The sequence below is a fragment of the Kitasatospora albolonga genome (assembly GCA_002082585.1).
Classification (GTDB): Bacteria; Actinomycetota; Actinomycetes; order Streptomycetales; family Streptomycetaceae; genus Streptomyces; species Streptomyces stephensoniae.
This window is the reverse complement of the sequence record CP020563.1, coordinates 6,500,418-6,522,951: the sequence shown is the minus strand read 5'-3', so window position 1 is coordinate 6,522,951 and position 22,534 is coordinate 6,500,418. Positions and strand designations below refer to the sequence as shown.

Genomic DNA, 22,534 nt, shown 5'->3' with positions numbered 1-22,534 from the left:
GTCGCCATGTTAGGGTACCCTAATGAAACCATCAACATCGCAGACTCCGGGGCTGGCCGGACCAGGCGCGTTACTGCGCCTGCTGGCCCCGATCCGGACCCAACTCGTCATCTGTGCGGCCCTGTCGTGCCTGAGCGCGGCGGCGGGCATCGTGCCCTACATCGCCGTCGCCGAGATCGCGCGGCTCATGCTCGACAACCCCGCGGAGTCACACACCGCCATCTGGACCTGGGTCGGCATCGGCGCCGCGGGAGCCGGTATCTGGCTCGTCCTGTTCGTGCAGTCCTCCCGGGTGGGGCACTACGCCGATGCGGCGATCCTGCACGACATGCGCGTGCGGATCGTGACCCACCTCGGCAGACTGCCGCTCGGCTGGTTCCGCGCCACGGGCTCGGGCAAGGTCAAGCGGGCGATGACGGGCGACCTCGAGGAGATGCACGAGGTCATCGCGCACGCCCTGGGACAGCTGGTCGGGGCGGTCACCGTGATGACCGTCGCGACGGGCTACCTGCTCTTCGTCGATGTCCGCATGGCCTTCGTCGTGCTGGGCGTCCTTCTGCTGATGGGGATCTTCTTCCGGGTCTCGATGCGGTCCATGACGACCCATATGAACCGGCTGGTCGCCGCCGACGCCCGGATCAGCGCCGCCAGCGTCGAGTACGCCGACGGCATCCAGGTGGTCAAGACGTTCGGCACCGGGGGCCGCGTCCTGCGCCGCTTCGACGAGGCCGTGGACGAGCACACCGAGGCGTTCCGGGTCTGGGTCTCCGAGGTGCGCTACAGCTCGGCGGCCTCACGGCTGTTCGGCTCGGAGATGGCCGTCCTCACCGCCGTGGCGGCCGTCGGGCTGTTCCTCGTCGACCGGGGGTCGCTCGGCGTCGCGGACCTGGTGGCGTTCCTGGTCGTCGCCATCGGCCTGCCCAACTCCGTCCTCCCCGCCGTGACCGCCGCCCAGGGGGTGCGCAAGGGCCGGATGGGCGCGGCCAACATCGAGCAGCTGCTGGCCCGCACCCCGCTGCCCGAGCCGGAGAACCCGCAGACGCCCGTCGACCACGGCGTCGAGTTCGACCGGGTCTCCTTCTCCTACGACGGGAAGACCAACGCCGTCGAGGAGATCACCGCCGTCTGCCCGCCGGGCCGGGTGACGGCGATCGTCGGTCCGTCGGGCGCGGGCAAGACGACCCTCGCCAGCCTGCTGCCGCGCTTCTACGAGGTGACCGGCGGATCGCTCAGGATCGGCGGTGTCGACGTGCGCTCGATCCCCTCCGCGAAGCTGCTGGCATCGATGTCACTGGTCTTCCAGGACGTCACCCTGCTGCGTGACAGCGTGGCGGAGAACATCCGCATCGGCCGGCCCGGCGCCAGCGACGCGGAGGTGCGCGAGGCGGCGGTCGCCGCGCACATCCACGATGTGATCGAGTCCATGCCCGACGGGTACGACACCCTGCTCGACGCGGGCGGCGGCAGTCTGTCCGGCGGTGAGCGCCAGCGGCTGACGATCGCCCGGGCGATCCTGTCCGGGGCGCCGATCGTCGTCCTGGACGAGGCGACGGCCGCACTGGACGCCGACAGCGAGTCGGCCGTCCAGGAGGCGCTGGCCAACCTGGCGGTGGGCAAGACGGTGATCGTGATCGCCCACCGGCTGCACACCATCGCGGGCGCCGCACAGATCCTCGTACTCGAGAACGGACGGCTGGTCGAACAGGGCCGCCACGAAGAACTGCTCGCGCGCGACGGGCTGTACGCCCGGATGTGGGCCGCTCAGGAAGGGGTCCTCGCGTGATCCGCCGCTTGTACCGGCTCTGGCCGAACCCGAAGCTGCTGGCCCGGCTGTGGCTGCTCACGGCGGGGCAGGCCGTCCTCCAGGGCCTGCTGCTCGCTCTGCTCATCCCGATTCTGGACGCCCTCGTGCGCCCCGAACCGGACATCGGCGCGGCCACACCGTGGCTCGTGCTCGGCGCGGCCGGCGCGCTGCTGTACGCGGTGCTGAGCGTCATCGCCACCCCGGTGGGCTTCGCGGCGGCGGGCGCGCTCGCGGCGCAGCTGCGCCGGAAGCTGATGCACCACGTGAGCACGCTGACGCTGGGCTGGTTCACCGCCGAGCACAAGGCCCGGCTCGCCCGGGGCGTGACGGCGGACGTGGGCAGCGCCGCACACCTGGCCGTGACGATCGGCGGGCCCGTCATCACCTCGACCCTGCTGCCCGCGACGGTCGTCATCGTGACGTTCACGGTCGACTGGCGGATGGCGCTGCTGCTGTGCGCGATCGCGCTGGTGGCCTACCTGGCCCTGCGGCGGGCCGCGCGGATCGCCGAGATCTCCGAGATCGAGCTGGAGCGGGCGGCGGCCGGGGTCGCCAGCCGGGCGATCGAGCTCGGCCAGGCCCAGCCGGTCCTGCGCGCCGCCGGTCACGCCGAGGGCACGCCCCGGATGCGGGCCGCGCTCGAGGACCACCGCGAGACCTACCGGGAGGGCATGCGCCGCGCACGGCAGCCGTTCTTCGTCTACACCGGTGTGATCATGGCAGGTTTCGTCGCGGTGCTCGCACTGACCGCCCAGCTCATGCTGAGCGGGCGCGTCGAGGCCGCCACGGCGATCGTGCTCCTCGTGCTGGCCGCCCGTTTCCTGGAGCCGCTCGGCAACCTCATCGAACTCATCGGTGCCCTGCGCGCGTTGCGGAACCAGATCGCGCGCATCGAGGAGCTGCTGTCCACGCCCACACTGCCGGTTCCGGCCGAGCCCGTACGCCGGATCGCCGAGGCCGACGTCGAGTTCTCGGACGTCACCTTCACCTACCCGGGCGGCGACACCCCCGCCCTGAAGGAGGTGTCCCTGCACTGCCGCGCGGGCACCACCACCGCCCTGGTGGGACCGTCGGGGTCCGGGAAGACGACGGTGACCCGGCTCATCGCCCGGTTCTTCGACATCGACTCGGGAGCGCTGCGCGTCGGCGGCGTCGATGTGCGCGAACTCGACCCGGGCACCTTGCTCGACGAGATCGCCATCGTCTTCCAGGACGTCTACCTGTTCGACGACACCATCGAGGACAACCTGCGCCTGGCGCGCCCGGAGGCGACCTGGGACGAGCTGCGGGAAGCGGCCACGGCGGCACGGCTCGACGAAGTGATCGAGCGGCTGCCCGCAGGCTGGCAGACCCGGGTGGGTGAGGGCGGCGCGCAGCTGTCGGGCGGCGAACGCCAGCGCGTCGCGATCGCCCGGGCGATGCTCAAGCGGGCACGCATCGTCCTCGTCGACGAGGCCAGCTCAGCTCTCGACCCGGAGAACGAGGCCGCGATCACCCGCGCCATCGCCAACCTCGGCGACGACCCGGACCGTACGGTCATCGTGATCGCCCACCGCCCCGCCACCCTGGCCGCCGCGGACCACGTGGTCTCGCTCGAGGACGGCCGGGTCATGGAGACCGGCACGCGAGAGGAACTGCTGCTCACGGGCGGGGCGTTCTCGCGTCTGAGCTCACAGTACGAGCGGGCCCGTCACTGGCGGATCGCCGATATGAGCGGCTGACGGGCGACCGATACCGCTGACGGGAGACAGGCACCACCGAAACACTCCGCGTCACTCCACTGCCGACGATCCGCACCCAGGGTCGTCGGCAGTCCCGGCTCAGCGCAGGTCGGCTCAGCGCAGGCTCGGTGCGGCCGGGCTCAGCTCTCGGTGCGCAGGTAGCGATGGGCGAGGTCGGTGATGTCGGCGATGAGCTCATCGGCGAGCCGGTCGATGTCCTCGGCTTCGTGGTGCAGCAGCGCGTGGGTGGCGCCGTACCAGGCGCTGTAGATCAGATTCGCCGCCATGGCCGGGTTCGGGGCGTCCGCCGGCGGGTTCGGCCGCTCGGTGATGAGCCGCCGGAACGCTTCGACATGCGCGTTCTCGGGGCTGACCTGGATCTCCGTCTTGGCGTTGATCGGAGTGTGGCCGTACAGCACATCGTGCAGTTCGGCATGTTCCACATAGACCCGGACCGCGTCGCTGAGCCAGGCGTCCACGCGCCCGATCCAGTCATCGGCGGGCAGGCGCTGCACCGCCGCTTCCTGACGCTCCACCAGCCGGTCGATGAAGCGGGCCTGAACAGCCAGCATGAGGTCGCGTTTGGAGCTGAAATGCAGATAGAAGGTGCCGATCGCGACACCCGCGCGCTCCGTGATCTCATCGATCCGAGCAGCGTCGATTCCCCGCTCGGCCAACACGCTCTCGGCCGCGTCCAGAAGGTCGGCGCGCCGCTCCTCGGCGGGTTTGGTTCGCGGGCGGCCAGGGCTGGATCGGCGCACACTCATTCCAGGGATTCTACGTGTGGGGCGGGCGCGGGGTGCCAGTGGGGTGGCGCCTTCACCACCGGGTCCCGCCCCGGAAGAACGCTCACCAACTGCCTATGGAAGCGGGGCACTTAACGCGGACGCCTGCCCGCCGACGCCGACTCCCGGCCCTCGCTTCCGTTCCCGTGCTGCGCATTCCGCGCCGCAGGCTCCCGGCCCAGCCCACCGAGGACGCGCTGTCGGAGGCGTATCTGACGGCGTGGCGCGGGCGGCACGAGGTCAGGGGCGAGTGCCTGCCCTGGCTCGACGGGATCGCCCGGCCGGTGGCGGCGAACGCTCTGCGGTCCGCCGGGCGCTCCTACCGGCCGCGCGAGCTGATGCGGGCCACGGCCGAGGACCGGTCGGAGCAGTCCCGTTGAGCTCCGCCCGTCCCCAACGGCACAGCCGGAGCGGCACATCCCGCCTCGAGCGGGGCCGAGCTCACCCCCGTGAAGCTCGACCCCGGCCCCGCTGCCGCCACACCCCACCCCTCAACACTTCAGTGGCGACGGAGCATTGGTAACGTACACCAGAGTGGCTGCCCCTCGTCAACCAAAGTGTTGCCGGGGCCGACCCGATGAGCTTCGAGAAACACTGTGGTGGGCCAAGGCTCGGCATCACATCAAGGAGGTCGTACTGCATGGAGGATGACCAGTCACCCAGCTTCGCCCAGCTCCTGGACCACCTCTTCCGCGAGGTGCACCCCCCTTCCCGGGGCCCCTACACCTACGCGGAGGTCGCCGAGGGAATCCGTAAGGCATCGACCGGAGAGGGGCGCGGGGTGACGGCGAGCGCCATCCAGCAGCTGCGTACCGGCGCCAAGCGGAACCCGACCCGGCACACCATCAAGGCCCTGGCCGACTTCTTCGGCGTACCGGCGGGCTACTTCGTCGACAGTGCGGCTGCCGAGCGCACCAAGGCGGAGATCGGGCTCCTGGCCGCCATGCGTGACCAGGACGTCCGCAAGGTGGCCCTGCGCGCCAACGGGCTGAGCGTGGACAGCCTGAGGATGCTGTCCACCGTGATCGAACAGGCCCGGAGGCTCGAAGGGCTCACCACCGACGACAGCCCGCAGGACCTGAACCTGGACGACTGATACCGCGCACCGAGCGGGGACGTACGCCCCCTCCCCCGGCACAACACCCCCCTGTGACCGCTCACCGCTCATCTCCAGGGGGGCATCGGGCGTTTCCCGGGACAAAGCCGGGCACCCCGGTCCGCAGGGCGCCGCGCGGCCGTACCCCGCCCTCGAAGCAGAGTCGCGGACATGCCAGCATTGAGGCGCTCGCACCGGGCTGCCGGGGAAGATCCGCCACGGCCGACCACCCCCGACCGGCGTCACCAGAGTGAGGACATGGACCTTGAGCAGCTTCGCACCGCGTGCGAGGCGCGCGTCGAGGCGCTTCGGCTCCCGCACCGCTTCAGCACCCGCGACCTCCGCGACGCCGTGGCCGAACAGCGCGGACGCCCCATCATCCTGCGCCCCCTGAGCACCCTGGGCGCCCTGGACGCCCCGTGCGGCATCCGTCTGGAGACCCAGGACGCCGACCTGTTGTTCTACGAGGAGGCCACCTCCCCCCTCCACCAGAACCACATCCTCGCCCACGAGATCAGCCACATCATCTGCGACCACCCCGGCAGCCTGGAACTGGACCAGGACACCCTGCGCGCGATCGGGTTCGACCCCACCCTCGTCCAGCGCATGTCCGGCCGGACCAGCTACACGAGCGAGGACGAGCGCGAGGCCGAGGTGATGGCCAGCGTGATCCGGCAGTTCATGTACCGGGGGCGCGAAGGCCCGCCGAGCCGGCCCGCCAGCGGCGCCGAGAGCTGGGACGCGCTGTTCGCCGAGCCACACAGGAAGAAACGCCACCGGAAATGATCAACATCCTGTTCACGGGCACGGCTGTCGTGCTGCTGTGCTTCGCCGCCTACTGGGTGCGAGGACGCGGCGGACACCGCCCCACGGGCACCTGGGCGGTGGCGGCGCTGCTGACCTCGTTCGCCCTCGCCTTCGCCTCCTACGCCCCCGCCGTGGAGCGCGCGGTCGAATCGGTGGTCCCTCACGTCGCCCGGCTCCTCAGCAACACCTTCACCCTGACGGCGGCCACCTCGGTCCTCGCCTTCCTCTTCCAGCTCAATCTGGACCGCGAACGGGCCCGTCGGCAGATCCGGCTGCGCGTCATCGCCCTCGCGATCTCCGTCGCGGGCATGACCGTCTTCTTCGTCGCCGAGCAACTCACCGGACGCAACCCGGTGCTGTACGCGTGCTACGTACTCATCTACATCTCCTACCTGGCGTACACGGCCAAGGACTTCCTCCTTCAGACCTGGGCCCACTCCAAGCGGTCGACCCGCCGCAGCCAGCGCTGGGGCCTGCGCACGACCTCGGTCGGCTGCGGCTTCGCCCTCGTCTACGCCGCGTACAAGCTGTTCGCCCTGGTCTCCATCGGCCTCGGTCTGGGGCTCGTTCCCGACCACGCCCGGTGCTCAAGCCCGTTGACCCCCTTCCGCTGCGCGTTCAGCGTGACCGCGCCCGCCGTCTCCGTCCTCCTCATCACCGTCGGGCTCACTCTCCCCGCCCTGCTCTGGCCTCTCAGCCGGCTGCGCCGCCGCCGCTGGGAACGGAAGTCGTTCACCGCGCTGGAGCCCCTGTGGCGGGAGGTCACCTCCGCGGTCCCCGAGGTCGTCCTCGACCCGGGCGGCACCGAGGTCGACGCCCACGACCTCGACTTCCACCTGCACCGCCGGGTCATCGAGATCAACGACTGCGTACTGGCCCTGCGCCCGTACCGGCAGGCGTCGGTACGGGACGCCGCGGCGGCCGAGGCCGCGCGGCGGGGCACCGCAGGCACCCCCGAGGGCGAGGCCGAGGTGGAGGCGGCGGTCATCGCCGCGGCCGTCGCCGCGAAGCGCGCCGGACGCCCCGTCGACGGCGACGAGGCCCCGCCCGCCGCAGGCACCGGCTCCCGCAAGGGCGACCTCCCGGCGGAGACCGCGTGGCTGCTGCTCGTGGCGGACGCGTACGTGCTCCGTCCGGCACCCGAGAACGCGGGCGCGGCCTCGTGAGCGCCCCGCGGCAGGACCCCCTGCGCGACCCGCGCTTCTTCGCCGACCCCTACCCCGCCTACGACCGGCTGCGCGAGGGCTGCCCGGTCCAGCGCGTCCCCACCGGCTCCGGCGGGCACAGCGCGTACCTGATCACCGGTCACCCCGAGGCCCGCGCGGCGTTCACCGACCCCCGCCTGTCCAAGGACACCGCCCGCTTCTTCGCCGACCGGCCCTCCGACCGCGACCTGCACCCGGCGGTCTCCCGCACCATGCTGACGAGCGACCCGCCCGCGCACACCCGCCAGCGGCGGGTGGCGACGCCCTTGTTCACCGCCGGACGCGTACGGGAGCTGCGCCCGTACCTCACCCGGGTCGTCGACGGCCTCATGGCCGCGTGGCGGCCGGGCACGGAGGTGGACCTGGTCGCGGAACTGGCGGTGCCCCTGCCCGTCACCGTCGTCTGCGAGCTGCTGGGGGTGCCGGAATCCGACCGCGCCACGCTCACCGGCTGGTCCCACGAGCTCTTCGACGCGACCGACACCCACCGCGTCGACGCCGCATCGCACCGGATCGGCGACTATCTGACCCACCTCGTGGAGACGGCCCGCGCCACCCCCGGCGACGGCCCGCTCCACTCCCTCCTGCGCGACTGCGACGAGGGCGGCCTCGACCGGGACGAGACCGTCTCCCTGGCCGCCCTCCTCCTGGTCGCCGGGCACGAGACGACCACCCAGTTCATCGGCAACGCGGTCCTGGCCCTGCTCCGGCACCCCGAGGCGTTCGACCGGCTGCGCCGGGACCCGGACCTGATCCCCGGCGCCCTCGACGAACTGCTCCGCTACGACTCCCCGGTGGGCGTGGCCACCTTCCGGTACAGCACGGAGGACCTGCGGATCGGCGGGTTCGACATCCCGGCGGGCTTCCCGGTGCTCATCGCCCCCGGAGCCGCGAACCGCGACCCGGCCCCCTTCCCCCACCCGGACCGCCTCGACCTCGACCGCGATGCCACCGCCCACCTCTCCTTCGGCCACGGCATCCACCGCTGCCCGGGTGCCCCCCTGGCCCGCGCCGAGACGGAAATCGCCCTCCGCACCCTGCTGACCCGCTTCCCGCACACCCGCCTGGCCGTCCCCGAAGACTCCCTGACCTGGCGCCGAACCCGCCTCACCCGCGGCCTGACCGCCCTGCCGCTCAGGCTCGCCTGAGCGGCAGGGGGTGAACGGCTGCGAAGGTCTCGGCGTTTGCGGACACATACGGCTTGCGGGAGAGCCGGGTCCTGGGGCGCAGGGTGACCCGGCCGAGGGCGCCGTACGCGAAGCGGACGTCTCTGCCCCGCCGCCTCGCACACCGCGTGTGCCGACGCCCAGGGGTTCAGGCCGACTTGAGCGCCTGGCGGTAGGCCCCCGGTGTGGTGTCGAATTCACGGCGGAAGGCGAGGTGGAAGCCGACGTTGCTCTGATAGCCGACCCGGGCCGGGATGTCGGCCAGAGCCACCGAGCCGTCCGAGAGCAGCGCACGGGCCTCCTGGAGCCGACGTACCGTCAGGTGGTGGGCGGGCGAATCGCCGACCAGTGCCCTGAAGGTCTCGGAGAACGCGGACCGTGACATACCCGCCATGCGGGCGAGTGCCTCGACCGACCACGGGCGGGCGTAGTCGCGGTAGATCGCCACCAAGGACGTGCTGATGCCGGGGTGGCGCAGGGCCTGGAGGGCCGGGGAGAGTTCCGTGAGCCGTTCCAGGGCGGTACGCAGCGCCAGGACGAAGACCATTTCGAAGGCGCGCAGGGTGACCAGTCCCGATCCGGGGGACGTGCGCGCGATCTCCGATGCGAGGGAGCACAGGGTGCCGTGCAGCAGCGGTTCCTCGGTGAGCATCTCCCGGCGCAGGACGATCACCCGGGGCAGGGCGCGGTAGAGGGCAGGCTCGCCCGCCTTGTCGTAGCGCAGGCTCGCGCAGAGCATTTCGGTGTCGGCCGGCTCGCTGCCGATCGTCACGACGTCCGAGGAACCGGGGGCGCGTTCCGGCAGTACCAGTTTCAAGGGCTGGATGGCCACCGCATCCGGCCGGCTGGCGAAGGTGTGCGCGGTGCCGTAGGGAAAGACCGCGAGGTCTCCCGTGCCCAGGCGGATGAGCGGCGAGTCGTCGTGGAAGTCGACGAAACACTCATTGCTCAGCATGTAGTGGAGTACCGCGCAGGAGTCCTCCTCTCCCCGGACACCCCATTCACCGCCGGCCTCCCACCGGCTGTAGAAGATCTCGCTGAGCCGCAGAGGCCGCAGCAGCTCACTCAGCACGTCATCAGCCACAGACGATCCTTAAGCCAGGACGGTTGGACGTTAATTGATCGTAGTTCCTGCGTGTCGGACAGTTGTGCTGAGTCGTCCCGGGGACGGGACGGCACAGAGCAACAACGGGGGAGCTTTTCCGATGAACATCATGATCGCCGGAGGTGGTATCGGCGGGCTGACGACAGCGCTGTGCCTCCATGCCGCCGGATTCACAGCTGTACGTGTGGCGGAGGCGGCACCCGCCATCCGCCCGATGGGCGCCGGTGTGAACCTGCTGCCGAACGCCGTCCGCGAACTCCATGCCCTCGGGCTGTACGACAGCGTGGCCGCGGTCTCCGTACCGATCGAACGGCTCGGATACCTCACCGGCCTCGGCGAGGACATCTGGACCGAACCCCGTGGGCTGCCCGCCGGCTACGACTGGCCCCAGCTCGCCGTGCACCGCGGCGCCCTCCAGATGATCCTGGCGCAGGCCGTGCGTGACCGGCTGGGTGCGGACGCCGTCACCGCGGACGCCCGGCTCTGTTCGTTCGGCGAGGCCGAAGGGCCGGAGCTGCGGATCGGCTTCTCGCACCGGGAGAGCGCCCTGCCGACGGAGCTCCGGGCCGATGTGCTGATCGGCTGCGACGGCATCCATTCCACCGTGCGCGGCCTGCTCTACCCGCAGGAGGGCCCGCCGTCGTCCAGCGGTGCGGTGGTGTGGCGGGGAGTGTCCCGCTGCCGTCCGTTCCTGGGCGGACGCTCCATGGTCGTGATGGGTGACGGCGATTGGAAGGCCGTCGTCTACCCGCTCGCCGACCGGCCCGATGACGACGGCACGGTGCCGGTGAACTGGGCCGTGTCCCGGGAGTCCGCCGCATCGGGCGAAGCCCGGAGCGCGGACGCCGCGGCCGGCCGTCAGCTGGGGCCTGTGCCCGACTGGCATTGCGGGGATCTCGCGCTCGCCGAGGTGCTGGCCGGTCAGGAGCGGGTGCGGCAGTTCCCCATGATCGACCGCGATCCCCTCCCCCGGTGGTCCTTCGGGAGGGTCACGCTGCTGGGCGACGCGGCCCACGCGATGGCCCCGATGGGGTCGAACGCCACCACGCAGTGCATCGTCGACGCCCGCACGCTGGCCCACGCGCTCGCGGCCGATCCCGATCCCGTCCGCGCTCTGGCCGCCTACGACCGGCGGCGGCGGCCCGCGATGAACAGGCTCCAGGTGCTGAACCGGGCCAAGGGCCCCGAGGTCGTCATCGACATGGCGCACGGGCGCGCCGCCGGTGGTACGACCTGCCGGGCCCGGCGGGCCGTACCAGCGGCGGACCTGGCCCGGGTGACCGCTTCCTACGCCCGTGCCGCCGGGTCCGACCGGGCGAGCGTCAACCGGCCCTCGCCCTACACCGTCGACGGCGGCCTCGGCCTGCGCGGATCGCGCCGAGCCGTCCACGGCTGAGCCGGGCCGTCCCCCGGATCGCCGTCCGCACACCTTCACGCATCTCACCCCTCTGATTCAGGAGAGACATGAACCGCAGCGGCCAGGACTACCTCGACGCACTGCGCGACGGGCGGGCCGTCTGGATAGACGGTCAGCCCGTGGACGACATCACCGAGCATCCCGCGTTCCGCAACACCGCGCGCTCCATCGCGCGTCTGTACGACATGGCGTGTGAGGGCGAGCACCGGGAGGCGCTCACCGTGCGGCCGGAGGGCTCCGGGGAGCCGGTGCTCCGCGCGTTCCACGCGCCGCGCTCGCATGCCGAGCTGGTCGCGCGCCGACGTGGGTTCAAGACCTGGTCCGAGGCCAGCTTCGGGTTCCTCGGCCGTTCCCCCGACTACATGGCCGCCGGGATCGCCGGATTCGTCAGCGCCCCCGATGTCTTCGCCGGAGCGGAGTTCGACGGCCGGGCCAATCTCGACGCGTACTACCGCCGGATGACGCAGGGCAGCCTGTACCAGTCGTTCACCATCACCAACCCGCAGATCGACCGTACGAAGTCCGCGGCGGAGCAGGAGGAGGACGACCTCTTCGTCCGCGTGGTGAAGGAGCTCGACGGAGGCATCGTCGTCCGCGGAGCGAAGATGATCGGCACAGCCGCGGTGTTCGGTGACGAGATCATCGTCGGCACCATCGAGCCGCTGGCCCCGCAGGACGTCGAGTACGCCCTGTGCTTCTCGGTCCCCGTGAACACTCCCGGGCTCAAGTTCATCTCCCGCACCTCGTACGAGGCTTCGGCGCGGAGCGTGTTCGACAATCCGCTCTCCTCCCGCTTCGACGAGAACGACGCGCTGCTCGTCTGCGACGACGTCTTCGTACCGTGGGAGAACGTCCTCACCTACCGCAATGTCGAGTCGACGTTCGGGATGTGGTGGCTCACCCCGACGTACAACAACTTCGTCCATCAGGCCGCGACCCGGTTCTGGACCAAGCTGGAGTTCCTCACCGGGCTCGCCATCCTGATCGCCCGGGCCAACAACACCTACGACCTGCCGCCCGTGCGGATGCAGCTGGGCCGGCTCATCGGCTGGCTCAACATCGCCAAGTCGATGGTGCTGGCGGCCGAGGCCGCGCACGAGGAGGTTCCGGGCTCGGGCGGCGTCGTCCAGATCAACCGTGAGATCGCCTCCGCCCACCGCGCCATGGCGGGCGACCTCTATCCGAAGGTTCTGGCCGAGATCAAGATGCTGGCGGGCGGCGGGCTGATTCAGCTGCCCGCCTCCGGATACGACCTGACCCACCCCGAACTGGGGCCTCTCGTCGCCAAGTACGTCCGTTCACCCGGGCACCCGGCCGAGCAGCGGATCAAGCTGATGAAGCTCGCCTGGGACGCCCTCGGCTCCGAGTTCGCCTCCCGGCACGAGCAGTACGAACGCTTCTACCACGGCGCTCCGCACGTCTACCTTCCCGGCATCGTGCGCGACGGCAATCCGGATCTGCTCGCAGCCTTCACCCAGTCCTGCCTGGACGGCTATCAGCTCGACGAAGAGCCTTTCATGGAGCGGGGGACGGCAGATGGCAGCGCCTGACCGCTGGAGGGCGCTCGCGCTGCTCGCCTGCACCCAGTTCGTCCTGATCCTCGACACCTCGATCATCAACGTCGCGGCGCCGTCGATCGGCAGTGACCTCGACATCTCGCCCGCCGAACTCTCCTGGGTGGCCAACGCCTACCTGGTCTCCTTCGGAGGGCTGCTCCTCCTCAGCGGCCGGGCGGCTGACCTGATCGGCCGGCGCAGACTCTTCGTCGCCGGTCTGGGCACGCTGGCCGCCGCCTCACTGCTGGGCGCGCTGGCCGGCAGTGCTCAGCTCCTGATCACGGCACGCGTCGTCCAGGGCATGGGCGCCGCGATGGCGGCCGCCGCCGCGCTCGCCCTGCTGCTGTCGCTGTTCGACGACGGCCCGGAACGCCACAAGGCGCTCGGTATCTTCGCCGCGATGGCCGGGGCCGGTGGTGCCGCGGGTACGGTCCTCGGCGGTGTCCTCACCAGCTGGCTCGGCTGGGAGTCCACCTTCGCGCTGAACGTCGTCGTGGGGCTCGGGCTGATCCTCCCGGCCCGTCGGCTCCTGCCCGCCGGGAGCCGCACCGGGGACGAGGGCGGCTTCGACCTGCCGGGGGCCGTGTCCGTCACCGGCGGGCTGGCACTGCTGGCGTACGCCCTGGTCAACGCGGGCGAGTCCGGGTGGCGGGACCCGGTGACGCTGGTGACCGGGGCCCTGGCCGTCGTCCTGCTGACCGTGTTCGTCCTCGTCGAGCGCCGGGTGCGGCATCCGCTCGTCCCGCCCGCCATCTTCCGCCGACGTACCCTGCGGCTGGCCAATGTGCTGGCGGGGATGTGGCAGATGTCCCTGTTCCCCATGTTCTTCCTGGTGAGTCTCTACCTCCAGGCAGTACTGGGGTACGAACCCGTGATGGGCGGTCTCGGGCTGCTCCCGCTGTCGGTCGTGGTCGTCCTGGTCGCGTCCACGACCGACCGGCTGATCGGCCGGTTCGGTCTGCGGACGGTGATGTGCGCCGGGTTCGTGCTGGTCGCGATCGGGCTGGTGTGGCAGTCGCTGCTCTCGCCGTCGGGTTCGTTCGTCGCCGACGTACTGCCGCCGAGTCTGCTGCTGGGTATCGCCCTGCCGCTGGTCTCCGTCACCACGGCCGTCGCGGCGACCCTCGGCACGGAACGCGACGAGACCGGGCTCGCCTCCGGGCTCGTCAACACCAGTCAGCAGTTCGGCTCCGTGATCGGACTGGCCCTGCTGTCGGGTGTGGCGGCCGCCCGGACCTCAGCGGTCTCCGGGCCACGTGATGTCGCGCTGACCGAAGGGTTCAGCGCCGCGTTCCTGGCCGGTGCCGCCCTCGCTGGGGTGGCGGCCCTGCTCGCACTGCGGCTGGTCGTACCGGCCGCGCCCGCCCCCGAGAAGGGGCCGGGCGGCACGGGCGCCGACGACCGCAGCACTGACCGCGACCCGGCCCTCCCCTGAACCGGCCCGGCGGACGACCCGCCGCGGCCGCCCCCACCGTGCCGAGCGATGTGGCACGGACGAAGCAATGAACGCAGAGAGGCAGACGCCATATGAGTGAGGACCAGCCGAAGCGGTACCTGGTCACCGGTGCCAACGGTTTCCAGGGCGGGGCCGTGGCCCGGCTGCTCGCCGCGCGCGGGCATGAGGTGCGTGGTCTGGTACGCGACGCCGACCGGCCGGCGGGCGACGAAGGACGCGCCTGGACCCCGGTCCGGGGCGACCTCGGCAGCGCCGAGGACCTGCGGCACGCCTTCGAGGGCGTCACGCACACGGTGGTCACCCTGCCGCTCGTCTACGAGGCGGACACCGTGCTCGCCTATGCGCGCAACATCGTCGAGGCCGCCCACGAGGCCGGGGTGAGCCGCCTGGTCTACAACGTCAACACGCCTCTGCCGGTGGAACGGACCGAGCGTGCGGGGTTCGAGACCCGGCGCCTGGCCGAGCAGGTGTTCCTCGACAGCGCGGTGCCCACGGTGTCGGTCCGGCCGCCCGTCTACCTCGACAACCTCTTCAGCCCGTGGAACGGCCCGGCGCTCGTCAACGACGGCGTGCTGGCCTACCCGCTGCCCGCCGGACAGCGGGTGGCCTGGATGTCGCACACGGACCTGGCGCAGGTGCTCGCCGCGGCGGCGGAGACGGAGGAGCTCGTGGGGCGGGCGGTGGACGTCGGCGGCGCCGATGTCCTCACCGGCCCCGAGCTGGCGGCTGTGTTCGCCGACGCGCTGGGACGCGAGGTCCGCTATCTCCCGCTCGCCGTCGAGGACTTCGAGGCCGGTCTCGGCCAGTTGCTCGGCGCGGAATCGGCGGCCGGGGTGGCAGGCATCTACCACCATGTGGCAGCCGGTGACCAGGAGCTGCTGGCAGCCGAACCCGCGACGACGGAGCGCGTCTTCGGCGTACGGCTGACGTCCACGGTCGAGTGGGTCAAGACGCGGAACTGGGACATCTGGTCGGGCGGCGCCGCCTGACACACGCCCGGCGGGAGGACACGAGCGCGTGCCCTCCCGCTGGCTGTCAACGAAGATGATGTGCACCACGGGGGAAATGAATCATGACGTACTTCGGTGGCTCCGCGCTGCCCTGGACAGAGGACTCACAGCAACGGAACACCCCGATCGCCGTGGTCGGCATCGGATGCAGACTGCCCGGGGCCGACTCGGCGGAGGCTCTGTGGGAGCAGTTGCTCGGCGGCACCGACGCGATCCGCCGCGTCCCGGAGGATCGTTTCTCCGGTGCGGAGGGGCCCGCGTACGACACATGGCGCGGCGGCTTCCTCGACGACGTCGAATCGTTCGACGCCGGTTTCTTCGGCATCGCGCCGCAGGACGCCGAGGTGATGGACCCGCAACAGCGCATTCTGCTGCCGGTGGCCTGGGAGGCGCTGGAGGACGCGGGCATCCTGCCCGCCGAGTGGGGTGGGGCCCGGACAGCCGTCTACGTCGGCCAGGCACACGGCGACAACTGGGACCGGACACGGGACGGCCGGGGCGGCTCCCTCGACCTGGGCTGCCTGGTCGGCACCCATCAGAGGTCCATGCTCGCGGGACGGCTCTCGTACCACCTCGGTCTGCACGGACCGAGCGTGACGGTCGACGCGGCCCAGGCATCCTCGCTGGCAGCCCTGCACCTGGCCTGCCTGAGTCTGCGGGCAGGCGAGTCGGCGCTTGCCCTCGCGGGCGGCGCGAACCTGATCCTGGGGCCTGACGCGACCGGTATGTTCGACAGCGCCGGAGTGCTTTCCGAGGCCGGTCGCTGCGCCTTCGGGGACGCCGGTGCGGACGGCTTCGTACGCTCCGACGGCGTCGCCGTCGCCGTGCTGAAGCGGCTGGACCGGGCGCTGGCCGACGGCGACCGGGTGCGCGCGGTGATTCTCGGCAGCGCGCTGAGCCACGACGGCGCGGACAAGGGCCACCTGCTCGACCCGTCCCGCGTCGGCCAGGCGAGGGCGATGCGCTGGGCGTACGAGGACGCGGGCGTAGCCCCCGGGGAGGTCGACTACGTCGAGGCCCACGGCACGGGAACCCGCATCGACGCCGTCGAACTCGGTGCGCTCGGCGACGTCCTCGCCGAGGGGCGCCGCCCCGGACACCGCTGCCTCGTCGGCTCGGCGAAGAGCAACATCGGCCACACCGAGGCCGCGGCCGGAATCGTCGGGGTCATCAAGACCGTCCTGTGTCTGGAGCACGGGCAGGTCCCGCCCAGCCTGCACTTCCAGAAGCCGTCGCCGGGCGTGGACTGGGCCCGGGTCCCGCTGGCCGTTCCCACCTCCGTGGAGCCGCTCGGCACGCCGGGCCGCCGGCCGACGGCCGCGGTGAACGGCCAGAGCATCTCCGGGGTCAACGCCCATGTCGTGCTCACCCGCCTGGACACGCCGAACACACCGGACGGCGCGGCGCGGGACGACGGTCCATGGCCGCTGACCCTTTCCGCGCCCAGCCGTGCCGCGCTCGACGGCCTCGTCCGGTCGTACATCGCCCATCTCGCACCCGACGGGGCAGGCCGGCACGACCGGACGCGGGACATCTGCTGGACCGCCACCACCCGCCGCACGCGCCACGCCCACCGGCTGACCGTGCACGGCAGCGATCACGCGGAGCTGCGCGGCGCCCTGCTGAGCCTGCTCGGAACACCGGACGACAGGGTCTCGGCGTCCGCGGAAGCGAGCGCCGAGGACATCGCGGCCGCCTTCCCGGCGGCCGGAGCGGTCGTGAGCCTGCCCGCTCATCCCTGGCAGCCCGTTCGCCACCCGTTGATCAACTCCACGGACCACTGACAGACCACTCCCACGCGCACGGCGGCGGCATGTCCCCGAGACCTGCCGGACCTCGCCGTGTCCATGTGCCATACCCCTGGCCCGTACAGCTGGAGAGAGCAATGACAATGATCACCGACCTGGATCTGGGAAGTTCCATACGCGTGGCGGCCATCCGGGAACTCGACCCGCTGGCCGCCGACCGAGCCTGCTTCGTGCTGCGCGAGCAGAACGCGCGCGCGGACGTCCCGGCCATGGCCGCCGAACTGCGCAGGCTGGTGCCGCGTCTGGACACCGCCGAGGGATTCGACCCGCAGCAGTCCGTCGCGGCCATGCGCGACCTGGGGATGTTCCTCGGCTCGATCAAGCGCCACGGACCGGAGCCGCTGGAGCTGGTCCCCGAGGTCCTGCCCGTCCTGCGCATCCTGGGGCACCGCACCGACATGGTGCCGCGCGACGTCGTGCACCACTACTGCACCTGGAACCCGACGGGCGGCCGTCAGCGCATGTATCTCGGTGATGTGCAGGAGGCGTACCTCCAGGAATCGGTCCGCATGGTCTTCCCGCATCTGCGCGAGGGCCTCGAACTGTGCGCCATCCTCAGCCGGACCGAGGTCCACGACCCCAAGTTCGCCCTGCTGACGCAGGCGCTGACCGACCATGTGGAAACCATGGTGACCTCCATCAGCATGGTGGTCGCCAACGTGACACCCGAGTTCTTCGCCCGGGAACTGCGCGCCTACTTCGACGAGATCACCGTGGGGGGAGAGGTCCTGCTGGGACCGGCCGCGGCCCAGGTCCCGCTGTGGCTGATCGACCAGGCCATCTGGGCATCGGACCTCAGCGAGCCCTCGTACGAGGAGTTCGTCCGCGACTCGGTGCCGTACAGCCTGCCGCGCTGGCGTGAACTGTACGAGGACTGGACCCGGGTGCCGTCGGTGGTGTCCCGGCTGGTCGAGGCGTACGGGGACGACCCGGCCGAGGCCGAACGCCGGATGCCCGACCTCCGGGACGGAGCCGAGGCGCTCGCCCGGCTGCTGCGGGTGATCGTCGTGTTCCGCGGCCGCCATCTGGGCATCGCGCGCAAGGCGTACGACGCCGACCTGCGCCTCTTCCCGGTCGGCAGCGGCGGGGCCAGTGTCGACCTGCTGAAGCAGATCATCGACCTGACTCGTGCCACCGCCCGGCTCACCGGCACACGCCAGGGCCACCGGCCGCCCGACGGCCAGGCGCCGAAGGGCGAGGCCGCGTACGCCCATGGGAGGACCGCGTGACGCTCCTCGTCGCCGGTGGTGGCATCGGCGGTCTCACCGCGGCCCTCAGCCTGCATGCCGAGGGCATCAGGGATGTGCGCGTCCTGGAGGCCGTACCCGAGATCCGTCCGCTCGGCGTCGGCCTGAACATCCTTCCCAACGCCGTGAAGGAACTCGACGGGCTGGGCCTGCTGTCGCGACTCGCCGAAGTCTCGGTCGCCACCGGCGACCTGAGCTACTACAACCGCCACGGCCAGCTCATCTGGCGTGAACCGCGGGGCCGGGCCGCCGGCCACCGATGGCCGCAGCTCTCCATCCACCGCGGCCGGCTCCAGGCGGTGCTGGCCGAGGCCGTCCGCGAGCGACTGGGGCCGGACGCCGTCGTCACCGACACCAGGGTCGTGGATGTCGTCCCCACCGACGGCGGCGTGCGGGTGATGGCTCGTCACCCGGTGGCGGGCACGGTGTCGACGGTCGACGCGGCCGGACTGATCGGTGCCGACGGCATCCACTCCGCGGTCCGCGCGGTGCTCGGCCCCGGCGAGGGGCCACCGCCGTGGAACGGTCTGGTGGTCTGGCGGGGCACGGCCTGGGCGCCGCCCTTCCTGGACGGCCGGTCGATGGTGATCGCCGGTGACGACCGGCGCCGTGCCGTCGTCTACCCGATGTCGGCGGCGGACGAGCGCGGCCTGACCCTGATGAACTGGGCGGTCGCCAAGGCTGCCGAGCCGGATGCCGAGTTCGAGGCCGCGGACTGGAACCGGTCCGTGCCGCCGGAGTCCTTCGTCGGGCATTTCGAGGATCTGGCCTTCGACTGGCTCGATGTGCCCGCGCTGATCCGTTCGGCGACCGAGGCGTACGTCTATCCCATGGTCGACCGCGACCCTCTCCCCCGGTGGAGCCACGGGGCGGTCACCCTGATCGGCGACGCCGCTCACGCCATGTACCCGATGGGGTCCAACGGAGCGACCCAGGCCATCGTGGACGCCCGGGTGCTGGCGGGGCATCTGGCCCGGGCCGGGGTGACCGAGGCGTTCGCCGCGTACGAGGCCGAACGGCTGCCGGTGCTCACCCGCCTCCAGCACAGCACGCGCAGGCGGGGGCCCGAGGTCGTGATCGATCTGGCGCACGAGCGGGCGCCGGGCGGATTCTCCGACGTACGGGAGGTCTTCCCCGGCACCGAACTGGAGGACATCTCGGCCGGCTTCGCGCGGCTGGGCGGCTTCGATCCGAACGCCGTGAACACGACGATGCCGCCGGGCGCGGCGACAGGAGTGAGGGCTCACCGATGAGAGTCGACATCTGGTCGGACATCTCCTGCCCGTGGTGCTACATCACCAAGCGCACCTTCGAACTGGGCCTGGCGGCGGCAGGCCGTCACGATCTCGACATCGTGCTGCACCCGTACCAGATCGACGGGGAGCGGCCGGCCGAGCCGATGCCGATGCTCGACTGGCTGGCGGGCAAGTACGGGCGGGAGACGGCCGAGACGATGAGCAAGGAGGTGACCGAGGCCGGCAACCGGCACGGCATCGCCTTCCGCAATCGCACGGGCTTGGCGGCGAACACGCTTCAGGCGCACCGGATGCTGTGGTACGCGGGCCGTGAGTACGGCCGCAGCGTGCAGAGCCGGCTCGAGGAGCTGCTCTTCGCGGCCTACTTCACGCAGAACGGCGATGTCTCGGACCCGGCTCTGCTCCTGGACCGCGCGGTGCGCTCCGGCTTCGGCCGGGCACGGGCCGCGGATCTGCTCGCTTCGGACGAGGGGCTGGCCGAGGTCCGCCAGGAGATCCGGGCGGCCCGGTCCGCGGGCGTCACCCAGGTCCCCCTGATCGTCTTCGGCGGCGCGCGACGCGTCGAGGGGGCGCAGGAGGACCCCGAGGTGTACCGCAGCGCACTCGCGCGCACATCCGATACGGCCGGCACCACCAGGAAGGACCAGGAATGAACTCCACGACGCGGCGACGGTTCCTCGGCACGACCGCGCTGGTGGGGGCGGCCTCGGCCACCGGTGTCGCCGGTGCCACCGCCTCCTCGGCACAGGGCCGGGGCCCTGCGGCCACCGATGCCGGGCCTCCGGTCGTCCCCGGCAGCGTGCAGTACGAGGATCTCTCCCGGGGGGTGAACCGGCGCTGGGCCGGAACCCCCGACTGGATCAGGGTGCCACGCACCACCGAGCAGGTCGTGGCGGCCGTGCAGAAGGCGGTCGACTCGGGCCGCCGGATCGCGGTGCGCAGCGGCGGGCACTGCTTCGAGGACTTCGTGTCGGGCCCGGGCGTGCGCGCCGTGATCGACCTGTCCGCCCTGGACTCCGTCGAACACGACCCACGGCGGCGTGCCCTGGCCGTGGGTGCGGGCGCGCGGCTGGGCCAGGTCAACGAGCAGCTCTTCAAACGCTGGGGCGTCGCGCTCCCGGCGGGTGCCTGCCCGACGGTGGGCATCGGTGGTCATATCAGCGGGGGCGGCTACGGCCCCCTGAACCGGCTCCACGGCCTGACGGTCGATCATCTGCTCGCCGTGGAGGTCGTCGTGGTCGACAGCTCGGGCAGGGCACGGGCGGTGATCGCCACCCGTGACAAGAACGATCCGCGACGGGATCTGTGGTGGGCGCACACCGGCGGTGGCGGAGGCAACTTCGGTGTGGTGACCCGTTACTGGTTCCGTTCTCCCGGTGCGGCGGGTGCCGATGCCGGCCGGCTCCTGCCCGTCCCTCCGAAGGAGTTGCTCGTCAGCAGCGTGGTCTGGCCGTGGGACGCCCTGGACGAGTCCTCGTTCAGCCGCCTGCTGCGCAACTACGGTGCCTGGCACGTCGCCCACAACGGAGCGGGCGATCCCGAAAGCGATCTCTACAGCCATCTCGCCGTCTTCCACCGCTCCGGGGGCGCGGTGGCGCTGAACGTGCAGCTGTCCACGCAACGCGGGAATCCTGAACGGCGGCTGGAGCGGTTCCTCGCGGAGGTGGGCCGGGGGGTGGGCGTCGCGCCGAAGACGGTGGAACGCGGCCGGTTCCCGTGGCTCCTGTCCACGCAGTGGGCGGGCTTCGCCGACCGGCCCACCGGCAAGCGGATCAAGGGCAAGTCCGCCTACCACCGGCGGACGTTCGACGCGCCTCAGACCGCCGCGCTGTACCGGCACCTGACCCGCACCGACTACGCGCACCCGGGCAGCGGTGTGCTGATCGCGCCTTACGGGGGGCAGGTCAACACCGTGGCGGCGGACGCGACGGCGCTGGTCCACCGGGACAGCGCCCTGATGCTGATGTACATCAGCGAGTGGACCGACCCGGCCGAGGACGAGCGGCACATCGCCTTTCTCCGGGACCTGTACGAGGACGTGTACGCGCCGACCGGCGGGGTGCCGGTTCCCGGCGCCTCCACCGGGGGCGCCTACATCAACTACCCGGACATTGACCTGCGCGACACCTCCCGCAACCGGTCCCGCACCGGATGGCAGGAGCTCTACTACGGCGGCAACTACCCCCGGCTCCAGCAGGTCAAGAAGCGCTGGGACCCACGGGACGTGTTCCGGCACGCGCTCTCGGTGGAGCTGCCCGGCCTCCGAGGAGGCAGGCGATGACCGTACTCGACGGGATCATCGAAGGGGTGCGGGCCGAACTCACCGGACGGCGTGCGGCTCTCCCCGAGCGGGAGATGCGGGAGCTGGCCGCGGCCGCGTCCCCGCCGCTCCCGGCGGCTGAGCTGCTCGGGGTGAAGGGGCGCCTGCATGTCATCGCGGAGGTGAAACGGGCCAGCCCTTCCAGGGGCGCCCTCGCCCCGATCACCGACCCGGGCGCTCTGGCGGTGGAGTTCGAGGCGGGCGGTGCCACCGCGGTGAGCGTGCTGACCGAACGACGCCGTTTCGGCGGTTCGGTCGAGGACCTGGCCGCCGTACGGGCGCGGGTGTCGGTGCCGGTGCTGTGCAAGGACTTCGTCGTGGAGCCGTACCAGCTGTGGGAGGCGCGGGCCCACGGGGCCGACCTCGTCCTGCTGATCGTGGCGGCGCTGGACGGGGCGCGGCTGACGGATCTGCTGGCCGTGGCCTCGGATGCGGGGCTCACCCCGCTGGTGGAGGTGCACGACGAAGCGGAGGTGGACCGGGCGCTGGCCGCCGGGGCCCGGGTCATCGGGGTGAACGCACGGGATCTGCGGACGCTGGAGGTGGACCCCACGGTGTTCGGCCGGCTCGCCCCGCGGATACCGGCCGATGTGGTGCGGGTCGCCGAGTCGGGTATCGCGTCGCCGGCCGACGCGGCCCGGCTCCGGGAGGCGTCGGCGGACGCGGTGCTGGTCGGTGAGTCCCTGGTGACCAGCGGTGACCCGCGTGCTGCCGTGGCCGGGCTGATCGCGGCGGGCAGCCGTGCCGGGTGCCCCGGATCTCGCTGAGGCCGGTG

At 71.6% G+C, this 22,534-nt stretch carries 19 protein-coding genes; 17 read left to right on the top strand and 2 right to left on the bottom strand.

Annotated features, from left to right (window positions below; genetic code table 11):
- Window positions 1–22 precede the first annotated feature (22 nt).
- On the top strand, window positions 23–1,783 hold the full coding sequence (locus B7C62_28925; protein ID ARF75841.1) for an ABC transporter: 1,761 nt from the start codon (window positions 23–25) through the stop codon (window positions 1,781–1,783).
- Window positions 1,780–3,525: an ABC transporter gene (locus tag B7C62_28920; GenBank protein ARF75840.1), complete on the top strand. Its 1,746-nt coding sequence runs from the start codon at window positions 1,780–1,782 to the stop codon at window positions 3,523–3,525. The genes B7C62_28925 and B7C62_28920 overlap by 4 nt, the downstream gene beginning before the upstream one ends.
- Before the next feature lie 140 nt (window positions 3,526–3,665).
- Here the strand turns inward: B7C62_28920 and B7C62_28915 are convergent, their stop codons facing one another.
- Window positions 3,666–4,292: a TetR family transcriptional regulator gene (locus tag B7C62_28915; protein ARF75839.1), complete on the bottom strand. Its 627-nt coding sequence runs from the start codon at window positions 4,290–4,292 to the stop codon at window positions 3,666–3,668.
- 164 nt (window positions 4,293–4,456) lie between these two features.
- Here B7C62_28915 and B7C62_28910 point away from each other — a divergent pair, with 164 nt between their 5' ends.
- The 5 genes from B7C62_28910 to B7C62_28890 all read left to right on the top strand — a co-directional run bounded on the left by B7C62_28910 (window position 4,457) and on the right by B7C62_28890 (window position 8,566).
- A complete protein-coding gene (locus B7C62_28910) occupies window positions 4,457–4,690 on the top strand; it encodes a hypothetical protein (protein ID ARF75838.1) in 234 nt (77 codons plus the stop codon).
- A 260-nt stretch (window positions 4,691–4,950) separates the two neighbouring features.
- Window positions 4,951–5,406 (top strand): Secondary metabolite protein, encoded by a 456-nt coding sequence (locus tag B7C62_28905; protein ARF75837.1) that lies wholly within the window; start codon window positions 4,951–4,953, stop codon window positions 5,404–5,406.
- 258 nt (window positions 5,407–5,664) lie between these two features.
- Window positions 5,665–6,192, top strand: a complete 528-nt coding sequence (locus B7C62_28900) for a regulator component (GenBank protein ARF75836.1) — start codon at window positions 5,665–5,667, stop codon at window positions 6,190–6,192.
- Complete coding sequence (locus B7C62_28895; GenBank protein ID ARF75835.1) at window positions 6,189–7,379, top strand: hypothetical protein; 1,191 nt, start codon at window positions 6,189–6,191, stop codon at window positions 7,377–7,379. Before B7C62_28900 ends, B7C62_28895 begins: the two co-directional genes overlap by 4 nt.
- Window positions 7,310–8,566 (top strand): cytochrome, encoded by a 1,257-nt coding sequence (locus tag B7C62_28890; GenBank protein ID ARF75834.1) that lies wholly within the window; start codon window positions 7,310–7,312, stop codon window positions 8,564–8,566. The genes B7C62_28895 and B7C62_28890 overlap by 70 nt, the downstream gene beginning before the upstream one ends.
- A 166-nt stretch (window positions 8,567–8,732) precedes the next feature.
- On the opposite strand, the gene B7C62_28885 is transcribed toward B7C62_28890, so the two are convergent.
- Window positions 8,733–9,668 carry an AraC family transcriptional regulator gene (locus B7C62_28885; GenBank protein ARF75833.1) on the bottom strand — a complete coding sequence of 312 codons (936 nt, stop codon included), beginning with the start codon at window positions 9,666–9,668 and terminating at the stop codon, window positions 8,733–8,735.
- A 121-nt stretch (window positions 9,669–9,789) separates the two neighbouring features.
- Between B7C62_28885 and B7C62_28880 the strand changes: the two genes are divergently transcribed.
- The 10 genes from B7C62_28880 to B7C62_28835 all read left to right on the top strand — a co-directional run bounded on the left by B7C62_28880 (window position 9,790) and on the right by B7C62_28835 (window position 22,526).
- Window positions 9,790–11,085, top strand: a complete 1,296-nt coding sequence (locus B7C62_28880) for a hypothetical protein (protein ARF75832.1) — start codon at window positions 9,790–9,792, stop codon at window positions 11,083–11,085.
- Window positions 11,086–11,153: 68 nt separating this feature from the next.
- Complete coding sequence (locus B7C62_28875) at window positions 11,154–12,656, top strand: 4-hydroxyphenylacetate 3-monooxygenase (GenBank protein ARF75831.1); 1,503 nt, start codon at window positions 11,154–11,156, stop codon at window positions 12,654–12,656.
- The gene (locus tag B7C62_28870) at window positions 12,643–14,097 is read left to right on the top strand and encodes an MFS transporter (GenBank protein ID ARF75830.1); all 1,455 of its coding nucleotides are present in this window, start codon (window positions 12,643–12,645) and stop codon (window positions 14,095–14,097) included. Before B7C62_28875 ends, B7C62_28870 begins: the two co-directional genes overlap by 14 nt.
- Before the next feature lie 92 nt (window positions 14,098–14,189).
- Window positions 14,190–15,107 carry an NmrA family transcriptional regulator gene (locus tag B7C62_28865; protein ARF75829.1) on the top strand — a complete coding sequence of 306 codons (918 nt, stop codon included), beginning with the start codon at window positions 14,190–14,192 and terminating at the stop codon, window positions 15,105–15,107.
- 83 nt (window positions 15,108–15,190) lie between these two features.
- Window positions 15,191–16,912, top strand: a complete 1,722-nt coding sequence (locus B7C62_28860) for a hypothetical protein (protein ID ARF75828.1) — start codon at window positions 15,191–15,193, stop codon at window positions 16,910–16,912.
- 101 nt (window positions 16,913–17,013) lie between these two features.
- The gene (locus tag B7C62_28855; protein ARF75827.1) at window positions 17,014–18,165 is read left to right on the top strand and encodes a monodechloroaminopyrrolnitrin synthase PrnB; all 1,152 of its coding nucleotides are present in this window, start codon (window positions 17,014–17,016) and stop codon (window positions 18,163–18,165) included.
- Window positions 18,162–19,436, top strand: coding sequence for a flavin-dependent oxidoreductase (locus tag B7C62_28850; GenBank protein ARF75826.1), 1,275 nt, complete (start codon window positions 18,162–18,164; stop codon window positions 19,434–19,436). The genes B7C62_28855 and B7C62_28850 overlap by 4 nt, the downstream gene beginning before the upstream one ends.
- On the top strand, window positions 19,433–20,092 hold the full coding sequence (locus B7C62_28845; protein ID ARF75825.1) for a hypothetical protein: 660 nt from the start codon (window positions 19,433–19,435) through the stop codon (window positions 20,090–20,092). Before B7C62_28850 ends, B7C62_28845 begins: the two co-directional genes overlap by 4 nt.
- A complete protein-coding gene (locus tag B7C62_28840) occupies window positions 20,089–21,720 on the top strand; it encodes a hypothetical protein (protein ID ARF75824.1) in 1,632 nt (543 codons plus the stop codon). The genes B7C62_28845 and B7C62_28840 overlap by 4 nt, the downstream gene beginning before the upstream one ends.
- Window positions 21,717–22,526, top strand: coding sequence for an indole-3-glycerol phosphate synthase (locus B7C62_28835; protein ID ARF75823.1), 810 nt, complete (start codon window positions 21,717–21,719; stop codon window positions 22,524–22,526). The genes B7C62_28840 and B7C62_28835 overlap by 4 nt, the downstream gene beginning before the upstream one ends.
- Window positions 22,527–22,534 lie beyond the last annotated feature (8 nt).

Bases quoted from the DNA above. Each gene is read 5' to 3' on its own strand.
- B7C62_28925 (ARF75841.1), top strand. From the start codon at position 23: ATGAAACCATCAACATCGCAGACTCCGGGGCTGGCCGGACCAGGCGCG.
- B7C62_28915 (ARF75839.1), bottom strand. From the start codon at position 4,292: ATGAGTGTGCGCCGATCCAGCCCTGGCCGCCCGCGAACCAAACCCGCC.
- B7C62_28905 (ARF75837.1), top strand. From the start codon at position 4,951: ATGGAGGATGACCAGTCACCCAGCTTCGCCCAGCTCCTGGACCACCTC.
- B7C62_28900 (ARF75836.1), top strand. From the start codon at position 5,665: ATGGACCTTGAGCAGCTTCGCACCGCGTGCGAGGCGCGCGTCGAGGCG.
- B7C62_28895 (ARF75835.1), top strand. From the start codon at position 6,189: ATGATCAACATCCTGTTCACGGGCACGGCTGTCGTGCTGCTGTGCTTC.
- B7C62_28880 (ARF75832.1), top strand. From the start codon at position 9,790: ATGAACATCATGATCGCCGGAGGTGGTATCGGCGGGCTGACGACAGCG.
- B7C62_28875 (ARF75831.1), top strand. From the start codon at position 11,154: ATGAACCGCAGCGGCCAGGACTACCTCGACGCACTGCGCGACGGGCGG.
- B7C62_28870 (ARF75830.1), top strand. From the start codon at position 12,643: ATGGCAGCGCCTGACCGCTGGAGGGCGCTCGCGCTGCTCGCCTGCACC.
- B7C62_28865 (ARF75829.1), top strand. From the start codon at position 14,190: ATGAGTGAGGACCAGCCGAAGCGGTACCTGGTCACCGGTGCCAACGGT.
- B7C62_28860 (ARF75828.1), top strand. From the start codon at position 15,191: ATGACGTACTTCGGTGGCTCCGCGCTGCCCTGGACAGAGGACTCACAG.
- B7C62_28855 (ARF75827.1), top strand. From the start codon at position 17,014: ATGACAATGATCACCGACCTGGATCTGGGAAGTTCCATACGCGTGGCG.
- B7C62_28845 (ARF75825.1), top strand. From the start codon at position 19,433: ATGAGAGTCGACATCTGGTCGGACATCTCCTGCCCGTGGTGCTACATC.
- B7C62_28840 (ARF75824.1), top strand. From the start codon at position 20,089: ATGAACTCCACGACGCGGCGACGGTTCCTCGGCACGACCGCGCTGGTG.
- B7C62_28835 (ARF75823.1), top strand. From the start codon at position 21,717: ATGACCGTACTCGACGGGATCATCGAAGGGGTGCGGGCCGAACTCACC.